Here is an 18,434-nt window from a genome sequence, read left to right as displayed (position 1 = left end):
GGACGACTCGGAAGAACGTGAGAACCTCCCTCGCCGCCGCCGTGGGTCTGACTGTCGGGCTGACGCTCGCCGGGTGCGGGGAACCCCCGCCGGTCCGCACGCTCTCGGTACGGATCGACGCGGCGACGCCGGTGTCGGAGCGGGACTTCGCGGACTTTCTGCGGCTGGCCGAGACGCTGGGCCCCGAGGGGATGGCGTCGCTCGCCGAGGCGCTGCCGTCGGCTCCGGACTGGCCGGCCGCGTCGACCCGCACGGTGGCGGCGCTTGCTGAGGCGGAGGATCACGCCGTGCGCGACCGCCTGCGCGGCTCCGCCCTCGCCGCCTCCCTGGCGAAGTCGCCGCGGGCGCCGGGGTGGCTGAAGGAACTAGGCTGGTCCGCCGAGCGGTTCGCCTCGATCGCCGCCGCGATCGGTGTGGCGACCGCCGTGAACGATCTGCCGGACGAGCGGGAGCTGCAACGACTGCGGGGGGAGGCGGCGATGCGGCTGGCCCCGCTGGCCGACGACCACCGCCTGTTCGGCCGTCTGCCGGAGGCGGACGCCGCGGCGGTCCGGCGACGGGCCGCCTGGATTCCGCGGTCGATCCTGCTGGAAGCGTTGATCGCCTGTCCGGCGGAGAACCGGCGCCTCGCCCGGGTGCACGCCGCCGAGTTGGCCGACGTCCTGCCGCCGGACTTCGACCGCAGAGCGCTCGATCGCCTGCTGACGGACCGGGAGCGGGCCGCCATCCCGTTCCACGAGTCGAACCCGGAGCGGGACGACGCCCGCCTCCGCTGGGACGGCGCCGCCGTCGTCGTCCGACCGCTGCGGGACTGAGTCGACGGGGCCGGGCCTTGCCGAGCGGCGGGGGCGAACCGACACTCGCCCGTTCGCCCCCTCCCGCCCGGCTGCCGTGACCGACGCTCCCGCCCCCGAGCCCACTCCCCCGGCCGCCGACGCCCCACAGGCAGCCCCGGCTCCGCCGGCCTCCGGACCGCGCCGCGTGTGGCGGACCGTGGGCCTCGGCGCGATCGTCGTCGGGCTGCTCGCGCCGTTCGTCGCGTGGTCGCTCGCCGACTGGCTCACCGACGGCGACGGTACGATGGAGGGGTTCGTGCTGCTCGGGGCCGTCTCCGCCGCCGCGTTGGCTGCGGTTTGCCTCGTCTGGTTCTACACCGGATGGAGCTGGCGGACGCGGGCGGGGGTCACCGCCGCCGCGGTCGCCGTCGGCGGGGGGCTGTGGTTCCTGTTCCCCCCGCAGTGGGACGGGGCGATGCAGATCACCGGCTTCCGCTACCGCTTCGCCCCCGACGCCGAGGAGCGCCTCGCCGCGTTCGTCGCCGCTCACCCCACTTCGGCCGCCTCAGCCGAGGCGCGGCGGGCCGCCGACGCCCCGCCCCTGGTCGCCGACGCCGACGACTGGCCCGGCCTGCGGGGTTCGGACCGGGACGGCGTCGTCCTCGACGCAACCGTGCGCACTGATTGGTCCGAGGAGGTCCCGAAGACGGTCTGGCGGCACCCGGTGGGGCTGGGCTGGGGCGGGTTCAGCGTGGTCGGCGATCGCTGTTTCACCCTGGAGCAGCGGGGGGACGAGGAGACCGTCGCCTGCTACGACGCCGACAGCGGCGCCCCGCTGTGGAGCCACGGCGAACCGGTGCGGTTCTCCCGCATCGCCCCCAACGGCGGCGACGGCCCGGCCAGCACGCCGCTGTTCCACGAGGGCGCCGTCTACTCGATGGGCTCCACCGGGCTCGTCACCTGCCTCGACGCCCGCACCGGCGAACTGCGATGGAAGCGTGAACTGATCCCCGGCGGGAGCGAAAACATTGAATGGGGGCTGGCGTGCAGCCCGCAGGTCGTGGACGGAGCCCTCGTCGTGCTGCCGGGCGTCGCGGCCGGGGAGGGCTCCGCGTTCATGGGCCTCGATCCGGCGAACGGCGAGACCCTCTGGGCCAGCGGCGACGACGTGGGGAGCTACAGTTCGCCCGTCACGGCAGACTTGGACGGCGTGCGGCAGATCCTCGCCTACGGCGGCACGGCGCTGCACGGCCTGTCCGTCGACGGCGCCCCCCTGTGGCAGATCCCCTGGTCGAACCAGGCCCAGGTCAACGCGGCGCTGCCGCTCGTCTCCGGCGACCGCGTCTTCCTCTCCAGCGGCTACGGCACGGGCGCGGGGCTCTACGACGTCGCCCGCTCCGGCGGCGACTGGCGGGCCACAGAGGTTTGGCGGACGGAGAATCGCTTCAAGCTGAAGTTCAACGACGCGATCCTGCACGACGGTTTCGTCTACGGCCTCGACGAGGGCATCCTCAGCTGCGTCGATCTCGAAGACGGCTCGCGGGTCTGGAAGCGGGGCCGCTACGGCTACGGGCAAGTCCTGCTGGTGGGAACCGCGGACGGCCCGCCGGCACTGCTCGTCACCTGCGAGGACGGCGATCTGGCGTTGGTCGCGGCCTCCCCGGACGGCTTCGAGGAATTGGCCCGCTACAGCGACGCCGCCGGGGAGACGCTGCTGTCCGGCGTCTGCTGGAACCACGCCGCGCTGGTCCGCGGCCGGCTGTACTGGCGCAACGGCACCGAGGCCATCTGCGTCCGCATCGGGGACGAAACGGCGTCCGCTGATCCGGACGAGGACGACGGCGCCGAAGACGGCGCCGAGGAGGCCGCGGCGACCGGCTAACCCACCGCCCGCACGGCTTCGGTCTTCTGGCTGGCTTCGCCCGTCCCGAAGTCCTCGGTGCCGGGGCCGAGCTTCACCCGGAACTTCACCCCGCCCACGCCGAGTTCGTCGTCCGGCAGCAGGGCGCCGCGGGTGATGCGTTGGCCGTTGACCGTGGTGCCGTTCGTGCTGCCGAGGTCGCGGACGAACAGCAGGCCGTCGGTTTTGACCAACAGACAGTGCAGGGCGGAGACGCTGTCGCGTTCGATCACGACGTCGCAGACGTTCCGCTTGCGGCCGATGACGGTGAGGTCGCGCTTCAATCGGACCGCCGGACCGACGGGGGGCAGCAGTTCGGCGCGCATCGGCTGGGTCTCCGGGAGGCGTCGTTCGCCGCTCCCTTGAAGAGAGCGGCTAACCGAGCGTCACTCTAACACCGCGGGGACCGCGACGGACCGGTTGCGGGTGGACTCTGCGCCCGATACGGTTCCGCCCCGTCGCACGCGGCCCGCGCCCCCGGTCTAACCGGATCGAACCGGCTCGCCTCGGCTTCTTTCGGAGCCCTCCCTCGCGTGGCGGCGTTCGCAACCAAATCGCACTCGCATCAGTCCCCGCGCCAGATGGCCCAACAGCACGTTTACACCTTCGGCGGTCAGTCGGCCGACGGCGACCGCACCATGAAGAACACCCTGGGCGGGAAGGGCGCCAACCTCGCGGAGATGGCGAAGCAAGGGTTCCCCGTCCCCGCCGGGTTCACCATCACCACCGACGTCTGCGTTCACTACAGCAAGAACGATCGGCAGTACCCCGAGGGGGTGAAGGAACAGGTGGAAGCCGCCCTCGGCAAGATCGAGGAGACGATGGGCGCCAAGTTCGGCAGCGACGAGAACCCGCTGCTGCTCTCCTGCCGCTCCGGCGCCCGCGAGTCGATGCCGGGCATGATGGACACCGTCCTCAACATCGGCCTGAACGAGAAGACGGTCGCCGCCCTCATCAAGCAGTCCGGCGACGAGCGCTTCGCCTGGGACAGCTACCGTCGCTTCGTGCAGATGTACGGCGACGTCGTGCTGGGCGTGGAGCGCGACGAGCAGAATGAAGACCCCTTCGAGACGATCCTCGACAAGGCCCGCGAAGACGCCGGCGTCGAGTACGACTACGAGCTGACGGTCGATCAGCTCAAGGACATCGTCAGCAAGTTCAAGGCGGTCGTGAAGGAGCAGAAGGGCCGCGACTTCCCCGAGGATCCGATGGAGCAGCTGTGGGGCGCCATCGGGGCCGTCTTCGACAGCTGGGACAACGACCGGGCCGTCGTCTACCGCCGGCAGTACGGCATCCCGCACGAGTGGGGCACCGCCACCAACGTGCAGGCGATGGTCTTCGGCAACCTCGGCGACGACTGCGCCACCGGCGTCGGCCTGACCCGCAACGGCGCCGACGGGACCCCGGGCTTCAACGGCGACTACCTCATCAACGCCCAGGGCGAAGACGTGGTGGCCGGCATCCGCACCCCCAAGCGGATCGAGGAGACCCTCGAGAAGGACATGCCCGAGGCCTACCGCGAGCTGAACGACATCGGCAAGCGGCTGGAGGCTCATTACAAAGACATCCAGGACATCGAGTTCACCGTCCAGAAGGGCAAGGTCTGGATGCTCCAGACCCGGAACGCCAAGCGGACCGGCTTCGCCGCCGTGCGGATCGCCCACGACCTCGTCGAAGAGGGCGTGATCGACAGCAAGGAAGCCCTGAACCCCCGCCGCATCCCCGCGGACGACCTGAACCAGCTCCTCCAGCCGATCTTCAACACGGCGGACAAAAAGAAGGCCCAGGACGCCGGCCAGCTGCTGACGACCGGCATCAACGCCGGCCCGGGCGCCGCCAGCGGCAAGGTCGTCCTCACCGCCGAGGCCGCTGAGGCCCAGGCGAACAAGGATCCAGACGTTTCCCTGGTGCTGGTCCGTAAGGAGACCAGCCCGGAGGACCTCCGCGGCATGCGGGTCGCCAAGGGCATCCTCACCGCCCAGGGCGGGGCGAGCAGCCACGCGGCGCTGGTCTCCCGCCAGATGGGCAAGGCGTGCATCGTCGGCGCCCAGGAGCTCCAGATTAATTACGCCCAGAAGACCGTCTCCGTCGGCGGCACGACGCTGAAGGAGGGCGACGACATCTCCATCGACGGCTTCACCGGAGAGGTCTTCGCCGGCCTCATCCCGACCAGCCCGTCGGAGGTGATGCAGGTGCTCGACGGCGAGATGAAGGCCGAAGATAGCGAGACCTACCAGCGGTACAGCAAGATCATGAGCTGGGCCGACGAGCACCGGAAGCTGAACGTCCGGGCGAACGCCGAGAGCGACGACGCCGCCGAGGCCGTCGCCTTCGGCGCCGAGGGCATCGGCCTCTGCCGGACCGAGCACATGTTCTTCGGCCACCTGGACGAGATCCGCGAGATGATCCTCGCCGAGACCGCCGAGGCCCGGCAGAAGGCGGTCGATCAGCTCCTCCCGTTCCAGAAGGAGGATTTCACGAAGCTGTTCACCACGCTGGCCGGCAAGCCGGTCACGATCCGCCTGCTGGACCCGCCGCTGCACGAGTTCCTCTCCGACCGGCACCTCGAGGAGGAGCCCGGCCTGGACGAAAAGCTGGCGAAGATCGCGGGCGTCACCAAGGAAGACGTGCACCGCCGGGTGAGCGAACTGCACGAGCTGAACCCGATGCTCGGCCACCGCGGCTGCCGTCTGGGCGTGGTCTACCCCGAGGTGACCCGCATGCAGGCGACCGCGATCTTCGAGGCCGCCGTCGCCACCAAGCAGGCCGGGCACGAGGTGTTCCCCGAGGTGATGATCCCGCTGGTCGGCTTCAAGACGGAGTTCGAGAACCAGGCCGCCGTGGTCCGCGAAGCGGCGAAGGCCGTGTTCGAGAAGGCCGGCGTGGAGATCCCGTACACCGTCGGCACGATGATCGAGATCCCCCGGGCCGCCCTGCGGGCCGACGAGATCGCCGAGGGGGCCGAGTTCTTCAGCTTCGGCACGAACGACCTGACCCAGACGACCCTGGGCATCTCCCGCGACGACTACGGCAGCTTCATGCCGCAGTACCGCGAGATGGACATCGTCCCCGCCGACCCGTTCCAGACGATCGACCAGCCGGGCGTCGGCCGGCTCATGAAGATCGGCATCGAGGGCGGCCGCAGCACGCGGAAGGATTTGAAGATCGGCATCTGCGGCGAGCACGGCGGCGACCCGAAGTCCGTCATGTTCTGCCACGACGCCGGGCTGAACTACGTCTCCTGCAGCCCCCGCCGGATCCCCATCGCCCGCCTCGCCGCCGCCCAGGCGGCAATCGCGGCCGGCTGACCGATTCTCTGTAACACGTCCGTAACGCCGGGGTCCCGCGGGGCCTCGGCGTTACGCATGCGCGGATTCTTATCGGAAACGCCCTTTTCGGGCGAGGACGACTCGCTATGATGCCCCTGTCGCAACCGGGACAGGCGCGGAGGGACCGCACCGCCCGCGATGTGCGGCCCGCAGCCTCCGGACCCATGAAAACACCTCGCTGACCGCCGCGGACCTCGCCCCCGTACCCCGGTACGGTTTCTCGGTCCCGGCTCAGTGAGTGACGACCGCCGACGATGCGGCCGTCAGGGTTCAGGTTCTATCGAGTGGGTGTCGTGCCCGCTCCAGGCGTTCACACCCCTCTTCTTTGCCCGGCGAATCCCCGCCGCGCCCCCGCAAAAGCGACCTCATGAACGACTTCCTCAAGAATCTCGATAAGCATCGCAACATCGGGATCTCCGCCCACATCGACAGCGGCAAGACCACGCTGACGGAGCGAATCCTGTTTTACTCCGGCAAGACGCACAAAATCGGTGACGTTAAGAAGGAGGGGGCCGTCATGGACTCGATGGAGCTCGAGAAGGAGAAGGGGATCACGATCGCCTCCGCGGCCACTTCGGTGACGTGGAAGGACTACTCGATCAACATCATCGACACCCCGGGCCACGTCGATTTCACCGTCGAGGTGGAGCGTTCCTTGCGCGTGCTGGACGGCGCCATCCTGGTGCTGTGCAGCGTCGGCGGCGTCCAGAGCCAGAGCCTGACGGTCGACCGTCAGATGAAGCGGTACCAGATCCCCCGGATCGCCTTCATCAACAAGTGCGACCGCACCGGCGCCGATCCGTTCAGCGTGACGGAGCAGATGGCCGCCAAACTGCACGTCACCCCCGTGCCGCTGCAGATCCCGATCGGTCTCGAGGAAAGCCACGAGGGCGTCGTCGACCTGATCGCGATGAAGGCCTACTACTTCGACGGCGAGAAGGGCGAGAAAGTCCGCGTGGAGGAGATCCCCGCGGAACTGCTCGACCAGGCGAAGGAGAAGCGGGGCGAGATGCTCGAGTCGCTCAGCCTCTATAACGACGAGTTGATGGAGAAGCTGCTCGAGGAGGCCGAGATCCCCGAGAAGATGATCCACGACATCGTCCGCGAGACGACGCTGAGTCACCAGATCGTCCCGGTGATGATGGGTTCCGCCTATAAGAACAAGGGCGTGCAGCCCCTGCTGGACGCGATCAACCAGTACCTGCCCAGCCCGCTGGAGCGGGACATTTCGGCGTTGGACCAGGACAACGTCGACGAGGACGGCAAGGCCTCCCGCGTGCCGCTGAAGCCGGAAGCGGACCTGCCGACGGTCGCCATGGCGTTCAAGATCGTGCAGGAGCAGTTCGGCCAGTTGACCTACACCCGGATCTATCAGGGGACGATCAACAAGGGCGACAGCTACATCAACACCCGGACCGGCCAGAAGACCCGCTTCGGCCGCCTGGTGCGGATGCACGCCAACGACCGCGCCGACGTCGAGACCGCCGGCCCCGGCGACATCATCGCGGTCGTGGGCATGGACTGCGCCTCCGGCGACACGTTCTGCGGCGACGGCGTGAACTACTCGCTGGAGAACATCTTCGTCGCCGACGCGGTCATCACCCGCTCCCTCACCCCGTTGAAGCGGGAAGGGGCGGACAAGCTCGGCAAGGCGCTGGAACGCTTCCGCCGCGAAGACCCGACCTTCCGCGTCTTCAGCGACGAGGAAACCGGCGAGACCCTCATCGCCGGCATGGGCCAGCTGCACCTCGACATCTACGTCGAACGCATCCGGCGTGAATACAAGGTGGAGTGCGAGGTCGGCCCGCCGCGCGTGGCCTACAAGGAGCGCCCGACCAAGGCGACCGACTACGACCACAAGCACAAGAAGCAGACGGGCGGTTCCGGCCAGTACGGCCACGTCAAAGGCACCCTGGAGCCGATGACGGACGAGGAACTGGAAGCCGCCGAGGAGCCGTTCGAGTTCGTCAACGACATCACGCAGGGCCGTATTCCCCGCGAATACATCCCCGCGATCGAGAAGGGCATGCGACGCGGCATCGAGAAGGGCCCGCTGGGCGAGTTCGAGGTCGTCGGCGTGCGGATGATCCTCAACGACGGCTCGTACCACGACGTCGACTCCTCCGAAATGGCCTTCAACACGACCGGCTTCCAGGCGATGCGGGAGACGTTGAAGAAGGCCAACGTGAAGCTCCAGGAGCCGATCATGAAGCTGGAGATCGAGTGCCCCGAGGAGTTCCAGGGCCCGGTCACCGGCCACGTGAGCAGCAAGCGGGGCATGATCGTCGACAGCTCCACCAAGCACGGCACGGCCATCGTCGAGGCCGAGGTCCCGCTGGCGGAGATGTTCGACTACGCCAACGAGCTGCGGTCCATGACCCAGGGCAAAGGCAACTTCAGCATGGAGTTCTCGAAGTACGCCCAGGTCCCGGCGAACATTCAGGAAGAGGTCCTGAAGGCCCGCCAGGAGCAGCAGGAAGCCAAGGCCGCGATGAAGTAGTCGCGAATCTGTCCTGACCCGGAGGAGCCCCGCTTGCGGTTTCGCAGGCGGGGCTCTTTGCTGCGCGAAGAATGGTCCCGCTGGAACTCGTCCGCCGCGCCTGCCTGACCGAATGCACCGCCCGCAAGCCGGGGAACGTGTTTCCGGGGGTGGACTTCGAGGATCTGACCTACAGCCACTTCGTCGCCGCGGCCCACGTCGCCGCGGCGACGCTGCCGGCCGCGGCCGAGATCGGCGTCGGTCCGGCGGTGCTGAACTGCGTGCGGGCAACCCGTGAGGAGTGCGGGACGAACGTGAACCTCGGCATCGCCCTGCTGCTCGCCCCGCTGTGCACCGTGCCGGCGAGCGAATCGCTGGCGGTCGGGATCGGATCGGTCCTCGCCGCGACGACCGTGGAGGACGCCTGCGCCGTATACGAGGCGATCCGTGTGGCGAACCCCGGCGGGCTCGGTGACGCGGCGGAGCAGGACGTGCGCGACGAGCCGACGGTGACGCTGACTGAGGCAATGGCCCTCGCCGCCGACCGCGACCGGATCGCTCGGCAGTACACGGACGCGTTCGCGGACGTGCAGCGGGACGCCGAGGTTCTCGCCGGGACCTGGCAGCGGGCGGGGTGGGAGGCGGCGACGGGGGCTGCGTTCCTCCACCGGCTGGCCCTCGTGCCGGATTCGCACATCGTCCGCCGCTGCGGACGGGCGACGGCGGAGCGGGTCCGGCTGCGGGCCGGCGAGGCGTGGAACCGCCAGGAGGGCGTGCCCGGTCGGCCGTTCGAGTTGAAGGCGGTCGCGCGACTCGACCGCTACCTCCGCGGCGGCTCGCCCCGACGCAATCCGGGGACGACCGCCGACCTCACCTGCGCCGCCCTGTTCTGGGCGGGACGGGAGCGGCTGATCGAACTGCCGACGGAGGACGAACTCGCCGCTCACGCGGCGCGTCTCGTCCGGACGGCTGGCCGCGGGTAGCATCGGTCGTTCCCGCCCCCGCTTCCGGAGCGATCCCGTGCGACTCTCGTTGCTACTCGCCGCCTCGATGCTGGCGGCACCGGCCTTCGCTCTCGCCCAGGGGAACGGCGGGGGGAACAACGGGCTCGGCGGCGTGCTGATCGACCCGTCCGGCGCCCTCACCGCCCGCGACGACAAAACGCTCGGCACCAAACTCGACAAGGAACGGCAGGCCGCCTTCGCCGCCGACAACCTGCCCGCGGACCTCAACGCCGACAGCGACGCCCGCAAGGTCTCGCTAAGGAAGCTCGAAGCGGCCCTCGCCGCGGCGGCCGCGGCGGGGGAGGAGCCGGACGAGGCGATGCGGTTCCTCGCCGGTCTCACCCGGATCGACGCCGTCCTCGTCCAGCCGGGCACGGCGGAGGAGCCCGGCGACGTGGTGCTCGTCGGCCCCGCCGGCGGGTTCGGACCGGACGCGCTGGGGCGGATGATCTCCACCGCCGAGGGCGAGCACGGCGGACGGCCGGTGCTGCACCTGTTCGATCTGCTCGCCGCCCTCCGCGGCGGCGAGGCGAGCCGGGGCGGGGCGATCGGCTGTTCCATCGACCCCGTGCCGGAGCGGCAGGCCGCGCTGGCCCGGGCGACGGCGAACCTCGGGCCGGTGCGGTCCGTCTCGCAGGCGGCGAGCGTCTACCGCAAGCTGGCGGAGATCCTCGGCGATCAGACGATTCGCATTTACGGCGTGCCCGCCGGTTCGCACTTCGGCGTGACGCTGGCGGAGGCGGACTACCGCATGAAGCTCGTCTCCCTCGGCCTCGAACCGTCCGGCGTGCGGGGCTTGCCGTCGCACCTCGCCCTGATTGGCCCCGGGGCCAACAGCGCCCAGCGATTCTTCATCGTCGCCGATTACGAACCCGTCGGGGTGAATGCCGACCGCACCGCCTTCGCCCTCCGCGGTCAGCGCCTGCGGATGCTGACGGAGGACGAGGTGATCGCCGCCGACGGCAGCCGCCGCGACGCCGGGCAGCAGGGGCGGTCGAACGTGGCTTGGGCGAACCGTTTTACGGAGCAGGTCCCGGACCTTGCCGCCGAGCGGCCGATCTTCGCCCAATTGCAGAACCTGTACGATCTGGCGGTGACGGCCGAATTGCTGCGGGCGGAACGGCTGACGGAGAAGGCCGGCTGGACGCCGGGCCTGCTGCTCGACGAGGCGGCGTTGCCGGTGCCGGTCGGCCCGGCGCCGAAGACAGTGCCGACGGCGTTCAACACGAAGAGCACGGGCCGCACGGTCGTGGGGCTGATCAGCGGCGGCGTCTCGATTCGGGCCGCCGACGCCCTGCGGGAGGCCGGGCAGGCGCCGGACGCAAGCGGCGAACTGGAACGGGCCCGCGCCGACGCGTTCGCCGCGGCCGGCGAGCGCTGGTGGTGGGACTGAGACGATGGCCGGCCGCCGCGGGGGAGGGCACACTGACGGCATGTCCGCCGACGCCTCCTCCGCCCCGCCGCACACCGTGGACGTCACCGCCGCGACGTTCGAGCAGACGGTCCTCCGTAGCCCCGTGCCGGTGGTGGTCGACTTCTGGGCCCCCTGGTGCGGGCCCTGCCGGACGCTTGGCCCGCTTCTGGAAGGTCTCGCCGCGGAGGCGAACGGGGCGTGGACGCTGGCGAAGGTGGATATCGACCAGGAACAGCAGCTCGCCGCGGCGTTCCGCGTCAGTTCCATCCCGCACGTGATCGCCTTCGCCGACGGCCGGCCGGTCGATCAATTCGTCGGGCTGAAGACGGAGGTCGAGCTGCGGGCGTGGCTCCAATGTCTGGCGCCGGACGAGGCGGATCATCGCCTCGCCGAGGCCGCCCAGCTGGAGCCGGACAACCCGGCCGCGGCGGCCATTCGCTACGGCCTCGCCCTGGACCTGCGGCCCGGCTTCCCGGAGGCGACGCTGGGCCTCGCCCGCTGCGCGATGCGGACGGGCGAACTCGAGGAGGCCGCGGCGGCGTTGGCGGAGTTGGAGAAACGCGGTCCGCTTCCTCCGGAGGCCGCCAAGCTGAAGGCCGAACTCGCCCTGCGGCAGTCCGGCGGAGCGACCGACCTGGAAGAGGCCCGCGCCGCCGCGGAGGCCGCCCCGGACGACCCGACCGCCCAACTGGCCCTGGCGGACGCCCTCGCCGCCGCGGGCGAGTACGAGCCGGCCCTGCAAACGGCTCTCTCCGTCGTCGAACGCTTCCCCGGCGACCCGCGCGACGCCGGCAAAGCGGCGATGCTGCGGGTGTTCGAGGTCCTCGGCGCCGACCCGCTGGTCAGCGAGTACCGACGCCGGTTGGCGTCCGCGCTGTATTGAGCCGGCCACGCGTACACGGCTCGGCTTGCGCTTCGGGCTGCCGGGCGCCCTCTACGCCGCGGCTTTGAGCGACAGTTCTTCGGCGTTCAGGCTGACGACGGCGATGCCGAGCCGGTCGGCGAGGTCCATCATCGGGCCGCGGTCGATCATGATCGTTTTGCCGCTCTCGATCGCCAACACCCGGGCGCCGGCGGCGTGCATCGTGCGGAGGGTCGTCTCGCCCACGGTCGGCACGTCGAAGCGGCGGTCCTGCTGCGGCTTGGCGACCTTCACCACGGTGAAGCCGCCCCGCCGGCACAGTTCGCCGGCCCGTTCGATGCACTTGTCGGTGCCCTCGATCGCCTCGACCGCCATCACGGCCTTGTCGGCGACGCAGATGCTCTGTCCGACGTCCAGCCGGCCCATCTCTTTGGCGAGAGTCCAGCCGAAGCGGATGTCCTCCCACTGCTTGGGCGTGGGCTGACGATCGGTGAGGAAGCCGTGCGGCACGAGAAGCTCCGGGGCGTAATCGAGGGCGGACCCGACCGTCAGGCCGCTGCGGGCGAACTCGGCGATCACCGCCAGCAACAGGGTGTCGTCCTTCTTATCCCGCCGGGCGTGGTGGAACCAGATGGACAGCGCCCGCCAGTCGGGCATCAGCTTGAAGACCCGCCACGGCTCGAAGAAGACGGTTTTCGTCACCTTGCCCGCCATCACGACTTCCCGCACGCCCGCCCGGCGGAACTTGCGGATCATGCTGCCGGCTTTGCAGATCGGCGCCTCGCGGTAGCCGTCGCAGTAGTCGGCGAGTTCCGGGTCGCACATCCCCTGCACGCCGACCGCGAACACCTCGTGCCCGCCGGCCCGCGCCGCCTGGGCGAACCGGAAGGGGAACTTGCCGGCGCCGGCGAGCAGCCCGACCCGGCCCGGCGGCGGGGCCTGCAGCGGGCGGTCGAGCGATTGATCGTCCGGATCCACGATGACGGACGGCACCGTGTGCGCCGCGAGGCGGAGCGCCTGCGGGCCGGCGGCGGGATCGATCGCGGCGTCCATGCCGGCGGGGGGCCTGTCGGGGACCATGGGGTCTGGGGCGGGGCGGAGCGGGAGGCGCGCTCAGGCCGCTTCGCGGAGGCTCAGTTCGGGTGCGGCGGCGGGGTCGTCCCCAGCTTCCATGCGTTCGGCTTCCAGGCGGTGAACCGTCTCGGTCAGGGCCACGACCTGCTTTTGCAGGGCTTTGAGGGTCTGCCGCATCTCGGGCAGCTTGCCCGCGGAGATCAGGATGCGGGCTTCCTCGTCGGCCGGACGGGCCGGGGCGCCGAGGTAGGTCACGCCCGGCTTGTGACAGTCGCGATGCACGCCGGACTTGCTGCCGAGCGTCACCTGATCCGCCACCGTGACGTGATCGGCGATCCCCGCCTGACCGGCGGCGACCACGAACGCCCCGGTCGTCACGGAGCCGGCGATGCCGACCTGACTGCAAAACAGGTTGTGCGGACCGATGTCGCAATTGTGGGCGATGACCACCTGGGCGTCGGTGACGGTGCCCTCGCCAACGTACGTGTCGGCGATCATGCCGCGGGCAACGGTGGTGTTGGCGCCGATCAGCGCCCCGGGACCGACCCGTACGCCGCCGTGGTGGGGCAGGTGGTGGTGGCCGGAGGCGTCGCTGTCGAAACCAAATCCGTCCTGGCCCAGCACGGCGCCGGCCTGGACGGTCACCCCGTCGGCCAGGTGCACGCCGTCATGCAGTACGCAGTTCGGGTGCAGGACGACCCCCCGACCCAGCGTGCAGCCGGGACCGACGAACGCGCCCGGGTAGACGACGCACTCCTCGCCCAGCACGGCGTGCTCGGAGATGGTCGCCCCGGGGTAGACGGTGGCGCTGTCCGCGATCGTCGCGGAGGGGTGCACGTAGGCGGCGTTGGAGACGCCCCGCTTGTCGCCGGGACGCCGCGGGGCGAGCGTCGGCAACAAGCCGAGGAACGTCGCCCGGGCGCCGGTCAGCGGCACGACGACGCCGGGGAAGTTCTTCGCCTTCGCTTCCAGTCCCGGTTCGACCAGCACCGCGGCCGCGGGGCAGTCCGCCGGCAGCGGCGACGCCTTCGGGTCCGCCAGGAAGAGCAAATCGCCGGGCTTGGCGTGCGTGGCGGTGCCCACCCCGCGCACCTCCACTGCCGCCGCGGCGGGCGGGCAGTCGGGCAGGAGATCGCCGAGGAGGGGCATGGCCGCTTCCCTGCAGGGGAGGAAGAAGGAAACCGCCCGGGCGTCGCCGCGGGGCAGGCGTAAGTTAGGCTATCCGACTTCGCCGGGACGTGGGAAGGCCGAACCCGGCCGCGTCCGATACCCTACGGGGACCCCGCCCCTGTTTTTCGCGCCGACCCGAACGAGTCCAACCCATGATCCGCGGTATCCGGGGGGCCACCAGCGTCGAATCCGACACCCGGGAGGAGGTCCTCTCCGCGACTGCGGAGCTGCTCCGCGAGGTGCTCCGGCGAAATGACGTGACGGACCTCGAACGCGTCAGCAGCGCCTTCTTCACCACCACGCCGGACCTCACGAGCTGTTTTCCCGCCGAGGCCGCCCGCGGGGTGGGCTTCGGGGCCGTGCCGCTGTTGTGCGCCTCGGAGATCAACGTCGCCGGGGCCCTGCCGCGGTTGATCCGGGTGCTGCTCCACGTCGAGACCCCGCTGGGCCAGCACGACGTGCAGCACGTCTACCTCCACCGGGCCAAGGCTCTGCGGCCGGACCTGGGCGAGGCCCAGTGACGGCCACGCCCGGCACCGGTCACGGCAGAAAGCGGGCCCGCTCCTCCGGCGTCGGCATCCGGCAGGTCTCCTTCTTCCCCCAAATCGCGTACCGCACCTTGGCCACCAGCCGATAGCCGAGGTCCCGCAGCGGTCCCGGAACGAGCCACAGCGCCCAGGCGGCGACCGTCCAGCGACCGCCGAGTTTTCCCAGCGCCCGCACCACCGCCCGGCTGCGGCGTGAGCGGCCCGCCTCGTCGAGGAACACCAGCGAGTCGAGGCACTCGCGGTCGCTGTCCGGCAGCGTCTTCTCCGCGGTCTCGCCCTGGAGCGGGGCGAACCGCAGCACGCCCCGCGGATCGCGGGCCATCAGCCAGTCGACGGCCGCGTTGCACAGGCCGCACTGCCCGTCGAAGAACAGCACCGGATGGCCGTCGTCGGCGGCGGCGGGCGGGCCAGCGGCGGAGACGGCGGGGGGCGTGTCGGTCGCGGTCATGCGGGACGAACCGTCGCCGGCGGTCGGGATGAACCGCCGGGGGCTCAGCGGGCGCCGGGTTTCGTTGGGGCGGGGCCGCAACCCCTTTACCCTGCGTCGTCCCCCCGTCGCCAGCCGCTCCGCACCTCGATGCCCGAACCTTCGTCCGACGACGCCCCCGCCGCGATTCTGCCGCCGCTGGGACTGCTCGCCCGCTGCAAGGCGGACGCCGGCCGGTTGAAGGTCGCCGACGCCCTCGGCACGGAACTCACCGGCAAACGGCTGCTGATCGGCTCGCTGCTGTTTCGCTCGCTGCTCCGCAAGCACGTGCTGGCCGACGACGAGGAGCACGTCGGCATCCTGCTGCCCCCCAGCGTCGGTGCCGCGCTGGCGAACGCGGCCCTGACGCTCGATCGGCGGGTGACGGTCAACGTGAACTACACCCTCTCCGACGACGTGGCGAATCACTGCCTGCGGGCCGCCGGGGTGCGGCACGTGCTGACCAGCCGGGCCTTCCTCAAGAAGAAGCCGATGGCGCTGGACGCGGAGTACGTCTACCTCGAAGACCTCAAGGAGAAAGCCGGCGCCCTCGATAAACTGAAGGCCGCCGCCCACGCCGCCCTGCCGCTGGGCCTGCTGACGAAATCGCTGGGTCTGGACCGGCTCGATCCGAACGCGACGCTCACGGTGGTGTTCACCTCCGGCAGCACCGGGGAGCCGAAGGGGGTTGAACTAACGCACAAGAGCGTCGGCAGCGTGCTCGCCGCGATCGAACCGCTGGCGCACCCGGTGGAGGAGGACGTCACGCTCGGCGTGCTGCCGTTCTTCCACAGCTTCGGCTACACGGCGACGCTCTGGTGGCCGCTCACGCTGCCCGGGGCGGGGGTGTACGGGCCGAACCCGCTGGACAGTCGGACCGTCGGCAAGCTGGGGGAGAAGTACCGCCCCACGATCACCTTCGCCACGCCGACGTTCCTGCGCGGCTACCTCAAGCGCTGCACGCCGGAGCAGTTGGGAAATCTGAACCTCGTGGTCGTCGGCGGGGAAAAGCTGCCCGTCGATCTGCGGGAGGCGTGGGCGGAGAAGTTCGGCATCGCCCCCACCGAGGGCTACGGCGCGACCGAACTGAGCCCCGTCGTCGCCTGCAACGTCCCGCCGGAGCGGCAACGCCCCGGCGACGTCCCCGGCCTGAAGCACGGCACGATCGGCCGCCCCCTGCCGGGCGTGAAGGTGCGAATCGTCTCCTCGGAGAACGGCGAGGAACTGCCGGTCGGGGAGGAGGGCGTGCTCCAGGTGGGCGGGCCGACGGTGATGAAGGGCTACCTGAACGACCCGGAGAAGACGGCCGCCGCCGTCCGCGACGGCTGGTACGACACCGGGGATATGGCGCTGCTCGACGAGGACGGGTTCATCCACATCACCGGACGCCTCAGCCGGTTCAGCAAGATCGGCGGGGAGATGGTTCCCCACCTGAAGATCGAGGAGGCCCTGCTGAAAGCCTGCGCCTGCGGACCGGAAGAGCCCGGGGAGGAAGGCGGGGAGTCCGAAGGACCGCCGCTGGCCGTCAGCGCCGTGCCGGACGCCCGAAAGGGGGAGCGGGTCGTGGTGCTCCACCGCCGCCTGCCGCTGCCGGTCGCGGAATTGCGGGCGAATCTGAACGACAGCGGTCTGCCGAACCTCTGGCTGCCGGATGCGGACGCCTTTTACGAGGTGGAGGCCCTCCCGGTGCTCGGCACGGGCAAACTGGACCTCAAAGCGCTGAAAACGTTGGCTCTCGAGCGGGCCGCCGCACCTTCGCAGACGAACTGACACAGAACTGGGACAGAATCGGGGCCGATCGGGTTGACGGGCCGGGCCCGGTTCTCCTATCGTTCCGCCCCGCGAGCGGTTCCCGTGAACCGAACGCGGGGCGGCCGTGTCCGACGGCCGTCCGGCGGCTCACGCCGCACCTCACGGGGGATTAGCTCAGCTGGGAGAGCGCCTGCATGGCATGCAGGAGGTCAGGGGTTCGAGTCCCCTATCCTCCACTGAACCGGTCTTCGGACCGACGCCGACCGCCGGACCTTCGGGTCCGGCGGTTTTTCGTGCGCGTCCGGCGCCGCCGAAAGAGGCGGCGAAGTCGTGGAAAATCGGGCGAGGGAGTGCTTGACACCCTGTGCCGCCCCCTCTACTTCGGAGCCCCCCGGCGGGTGGTCCGCCGTGGCGCCACCTTGCCGACGCTCTCGCCGCGATGCTCACGGTTCAATCTGCCGCCCCTTCCGTTCCGTTCCCGACCGGAACCTTCGACCCCGACCCCGCGATCAAGCCGTACGCGCGGCCGTTCGACCTGTGGGCGGTGATTGAGGACGAAGAAGAGTTCGAGGAAGACTTCGACGACGAGGACGACGAGTTCGAAGACGAACTGGACGACGAGGACGACGAGTTCGAGGACGAGGAGCTCGACGAGGAGGACGAAGACGAGCTGGACGACGAAGACCTCGACGAGGACCTCGACGAGGAGGACGACTTCGAAGACGACGACGAGGACTTCCTAGACGACGAGGACGACGATTTTTGAGCCCCGTCCCCGCCTCCCCCGACGGCGTCTCCGCAATGCGTGACCTGGCGAAGAAGATCGACGCGGCGGCCGCCGCCGTGCGGGAGCGGTGCGGCCGGTCGCCGCGGGTCGCGGTCGTCACCGGCACGGGCCTGGGCGGCCTGACCGAGACCGTCTCCGTCGAGGCGGAGATCCCCTACGCGGAGATCCCCCACTTTCCGGCCTCCACCGCCCCCGGGCACCGCGGCCGGCTGGTGCTGGGGGAACTCGGCGGGGCGAGGGTCGCCGTGCTGGACGGGCGGTTTCATTCCTATGAGGGCTACACCCTCACGGAATGCACCTTTCCCATCCGCGTGGTGCGGGCGCTGGGGGCGGAGACCCTCGTGCTGACCAACGCGGCCGGGGGATTGAACCCGGCGTTCGAGTTGGCGGACACAATGCTGATCGAAGACCACATCGATCTGCTCCCCGGCAACCCGCTGACCGGCCCGAACGACGATTCGCTCGGCCCCCGATTCCCGGACATGTTCGAGCCGTACGACCGCGGCCTGCTGGAACTGGCCAGGGCGGAGGCCGCCGCGACGGGGATGACGCTGCGGGAGGGCGTGTTCGTTGCGGTGCCCGGCCCGAACCTGGAGACGCGGGCCGAATACCGCATGCTCCGCGGCTTCGGGGCGGACGTCGTCGGGATGAGCACCGTCCCCGAGTGCATCGTCGCCAAACACTGCGGCCTGAAAACGCTGGCCTTCAGCGTGGTAACCGATCTGTGCGACCCGGAGCGGCTGGAGCCGGTCGACATCGCCAAGATCATCGCGACCGCCGAGAAGGGCGGGGCCGCGCTGAGCGCCCTGCTGCAACGGGTCATCCCGAAGCTGTAGCCGGCGCCGAGGCGCCGCGGTCGGCGAACTGTCTGTG

Annotated in this window: 15 protein-coding genes and 1 tRNA gene; 12 read left to right on the top strand and 4 right to left on the bottom strand. The window is 70.3% G+C overall.

The features are described 5' to 3' along the window. Positions 1–17 precede the first annotated feature (17 nt). A complete protein-coding gene (locus ACG2DA_RS00875) occupies positions 18–815 on the top strand; it encodes a hypothetical protein (RefSeq protein ID WP_395253565.1) in 798 nt (265 codons plus the stop codon). 166 nt (positions 816–981) lie between these two features. Further along, on the top strand, positions 982–2,658 hold the full coding sequence (locus ACG2DA_RS00870) for a PQQ-binding-like beta-propeller repeat protein (protein ID WP_395253564.1): 1,677 nt from the start codon (positions 982–984) through the stop codon (positions 2,656–2,658). On the opposite strand, the gene ACG2DA_RS00865 is transcribed toward ACG2DA_RS00870, so the two are convergent. Beyond that, positions 2,655–3,002: an FHA domain-containing protein gene (locus ACG2DA_RS00865; RefSeq protein ID WP_395253563.1), complete on the bottom strand. Its 348-nt coding sequence runs from the start codon at positions 3,000–3,002 to the stop codon at positions 2,655–2,657. The genes ACG2DA_RS00870 and ACG2DA_RS00865 overlap by 4 nt on opposite strands. 255 nt (positions 3,003–3,257) lie before the next feature. Here ACG2DA_RS00865 and ppdK point away from each other — a divergent pair, with 255 nt between their 5' ends. The 5 genes from ppdK to trxA all read left to right on the top strand — a co-directional run bounded on the left by ppdK (position 3,258) and on the right by trxA (position 11,785). After that, the gene (gene ppdK / locus ACG2DA_RS00860) at positions 3,258–5,984 is read left to right on the top strand and encodes a pyruvate, phosphate dikinase (RefSeq protein ID WP_395253562.1); all 2,727 of its coding nucleotides are present in this window, start codon (positions 3,258–3,260) and stop codon (positions 5,982–5,984) included. Positions 5,985–6,372: 388 nt separating this feature from the next. Then, on the top strand, positions 6,373–8,505 hold the full coding sequence (gene fusA / locus ACG2DA_RS00855; RefSeq protein ID WP_395253561.1) for an elongation factor G: 2,133 nt from the start codon (positions 6,373–6,375) through the stop codon (positions 8,503–8,505). A 71-nt stretch (positions 8,506–8,576) separates the two neighbouring features. Beyond that, complete coding sequence (locus tag ACG2DA_RS00850; RefSeq protein ID WP_395253560.1) at positions 8,577–9,467, top strand: triphosphoribosyl-dephospho-CoA synthase; 891 nt, start codon at positions 8,577–8,579, stop codon at positions 9,465–9,467. 37 nt (positions 9,468–9,504) lie between these two features. Next, positions 9,505–10,881, top strand: a complete 1,377-nt coding sequence (locus ACG2DA_RS00845; protein WP_395253559.1) for a DUF1598 domain-containing protein — start codon at positions 9,505–9,507, stop codon at positions 10,879–10,881. A gap of 40 nt (positions 10,882–10,921) precedes the next feature. Further along, entirely contained in the window at positions 10,922–11,785 is an 864-nt protein-coding gene (gene trxA, locus ACG2DA_RS00840; protein WP_395253558.1) for a thioredoxin, read from the top strand. 51 nt (positions 11,786–11,836) lie between these two features. Here the strand turns inward: trxA and ACG2DA_RS00835 are convergent, their stop codons facing one another. Both ACG2DA_RS00835 and lpxD read right to left on the bottom strand, forming a co-directional pair. After that, positions 11,837–12,844 carry an LpxI family protein gene (locus ACG2DA_RS00835; RefSeq protein ID WP_395253556.1) on the bottom strand — a complete coding sequence of 336 codons (1,008 nt, stop codon included), beginning with the start codon at positions 12,842–12,844 and terminating at the stop codon, positions 11,837–11,839. A gap of 33 nt (positions 12,845–12,877) precedes the next feature. Beyond that, the gene (lpxD, locus tag ACG2DA_RS00830; RefSeq protein ID WP_395253555.1) at positions 12,878–13,987 is read right to left on the bottom strand and encodes a UDP-3-O-(3-hydroxymyristoyl)glucosamine N-acyltransferase; all 1,110 of its coding nucleotides are present in this window, start codon (positions 13,985–13,987) and stop codon (positions 12,878–12,880) included. 173 nt (positions 13,988–14,160) lie between these two features. On the opposite strand from lpxD, the gene aroH reads away from it, so the two are divergent. Continuing rightward, positions 14,161–14,529: a chorismate mutase gene (aroH, locus tag ACG2DA_RS00825; protein ID WP_395253554.1), complete on the top strand. Its 369-nt coding sequence runs from the start codon at positions 14,161–14,163 to the stop codon at positions 14,527–14,529. Positions 14,530–14,548: 19 nt separating this feature from the next. Here aroH and ACG2DA_RS00820 read toward each other — a convergent pair whose 3' ends face one another. Continuing rightward, positions 14,549–15,004: a thiol-disulfide oxidoreductase DCC family protein gene (locus ACG2DA_RS00820; protein WP_395253553.1), complete on the bottom strand. Its 456-nt coding sequence runs from the start codon at positions 15,002–15,004 to the stop codon at positions 14,549–14,551. A gap of 129 nt (positions 15,005–15,133) precedes the next feature. On the opposite strand from ACG2DA_RS00820, the gene ACG2DA_RS00815 reads away from it, so the two are divergent. The 4 genes from ACG2DA_RS00815 to ACG2DA_RS00800 all read left to right on the top strand — a co-directional run bounded on the left by ACG2DA_RS00815 (position 15,134) and on the right by ACG2DA_RS00800 (position 18,397). Further along, the gene (locus ACG2DA_RS00815; protein WP_395253552.1) at positions 15,134–16,792 is read left to right on the top strand and encodes an AMP-binding protein; all 1,659 of its coding nucleotides are present in this window, start codon (positions 15,134–15,136) and stop codon (positions 16,790–16,792) included. A 145-nt stretch (positions 16,793–16,937) separates the two neighbouring features. After that, positions 16,938–17,010, top strand: a tRNA-Ala gene (locus ACG2DA_RS00810). Between the two features lie 203 nt (positions 17,011–17,213). Further along, on the top strand, positions 17,214–17,540 hold the full coding sequence (locus tag ACG2DA_RS00805) for a hypothetical protein (protein WP_395253551.1): 327 nt from the start codon (positions 17,214–17,216) through the stop codon (positions 17,538–17,540). Further along, positions 17,537–18,397 carry a purine-nucleoside phosphorylase gene (locus tag ACG2DA_RS00800; protein WP_395253550.1) on the top strand — a complete coding sequence of 287 codons (861 nt, stop codon included), beginning with the start codon at positions 17,537–17,539 and terminating at the stop codon, positions 18,395–18,397. Before ACG2DA_RS00805 ends, ACG2DA_RS00800 begins: the two co-directional genes overlap by 4 nt. The last annotated feature ends 37 nt before the right edge of the window (positions 18,398–18,434 follow it).

This window comes from Alienimonas sp. DA493, from assembly GCF_043951915.1.
Lineage (GTDB): Bacteria > Planctomycetota > Planctomycetia > Planctomycetales > Planctomycetaceae > Alienimonas.
The sequence above is the reverse complement of the archived record's forward strand: the minus strand, read 5'-3'. Positions and strand labels throughout refer to the sequence as shown.

Bases quoted from the DNA above. Each gene is read 5' to 3' on its own strand.
- ACG2DA_RS00865 (WP_395253563.1), bottom strand. From the start codon at position 3,002: ATGCGCGCCGAACTGCTGCCCCCCGTCGGTCCGGCGGTCCGATTGAAG.
- ppdK (WP_395253562.1), top strand. From the start codon at position 3,258: ATGGCCCAACAGCACGTTTACACCTTCGGCGGTCAGTCGGCCGACGGC.
- fusA (WP_395253561.1), top strand. From the start codon at position 6,373: ATGAACGACTTCCTCAAGAATCTCGATAAGCATCGCAACATCGGGATC.
- ACG2DA_RS00850 (WP_395253560.1), top strand. From the start codon at position 8,577: ATGGTCCCGCTGGAACTCGTCCGCCGCGCCTGCCTGACCGAATGCACC.
- trxA (WP_395253558.1), top strand. From the start codon at position 10,922: ATGTCCGCCGACGCCTCCTCCGCCCCGCCGCACACCGTGGACGTCACC.
- ACG2DA_RS00835 (WP_395253556.1), bottom strand. From the start codon at position 12,844: ATGGTCCCCGACAGGCCCCCCGCCGGCATGGACGCCGCGATCGATCCC.
- lpxD (WP_395253555.1), bottom strand. From the start codon at position 13,987: ATGCCCCTCCTCGGCGATCTCCTGCCCGACTGCCCGCCCGCCGCGGCG.
- aroH (WP_395253554.1), top strand. From the start codon at position 14,161: ATGATCCGCGGTATCCGGGGGGCCACCAGCGTCGAATCCGACACCCGG.
- ACG2DA_RS00820 (WP_395253553.1), bottom strand. From the start codon at position 15,004: ATGACCGCGACCGACACGCCCCCCGCCGTCTCCGCCGCTGGCCCGCCC.
- ACG2DA_RS00815 (WP_395253552.1), top strand. From the start codon at position 15,134: ATGCCCGAACCTTCGTCCGACGACGCCCCCGCCGCGATTCTGCCGCCG.
- ACG2DA_RS00805 (WP_395253551.1), top strand. From the start codon at position 17,214: ATGCTCACGGTTCAATCTGCCGCCCCTTCCGTTCCGTTCCCGACCGGA.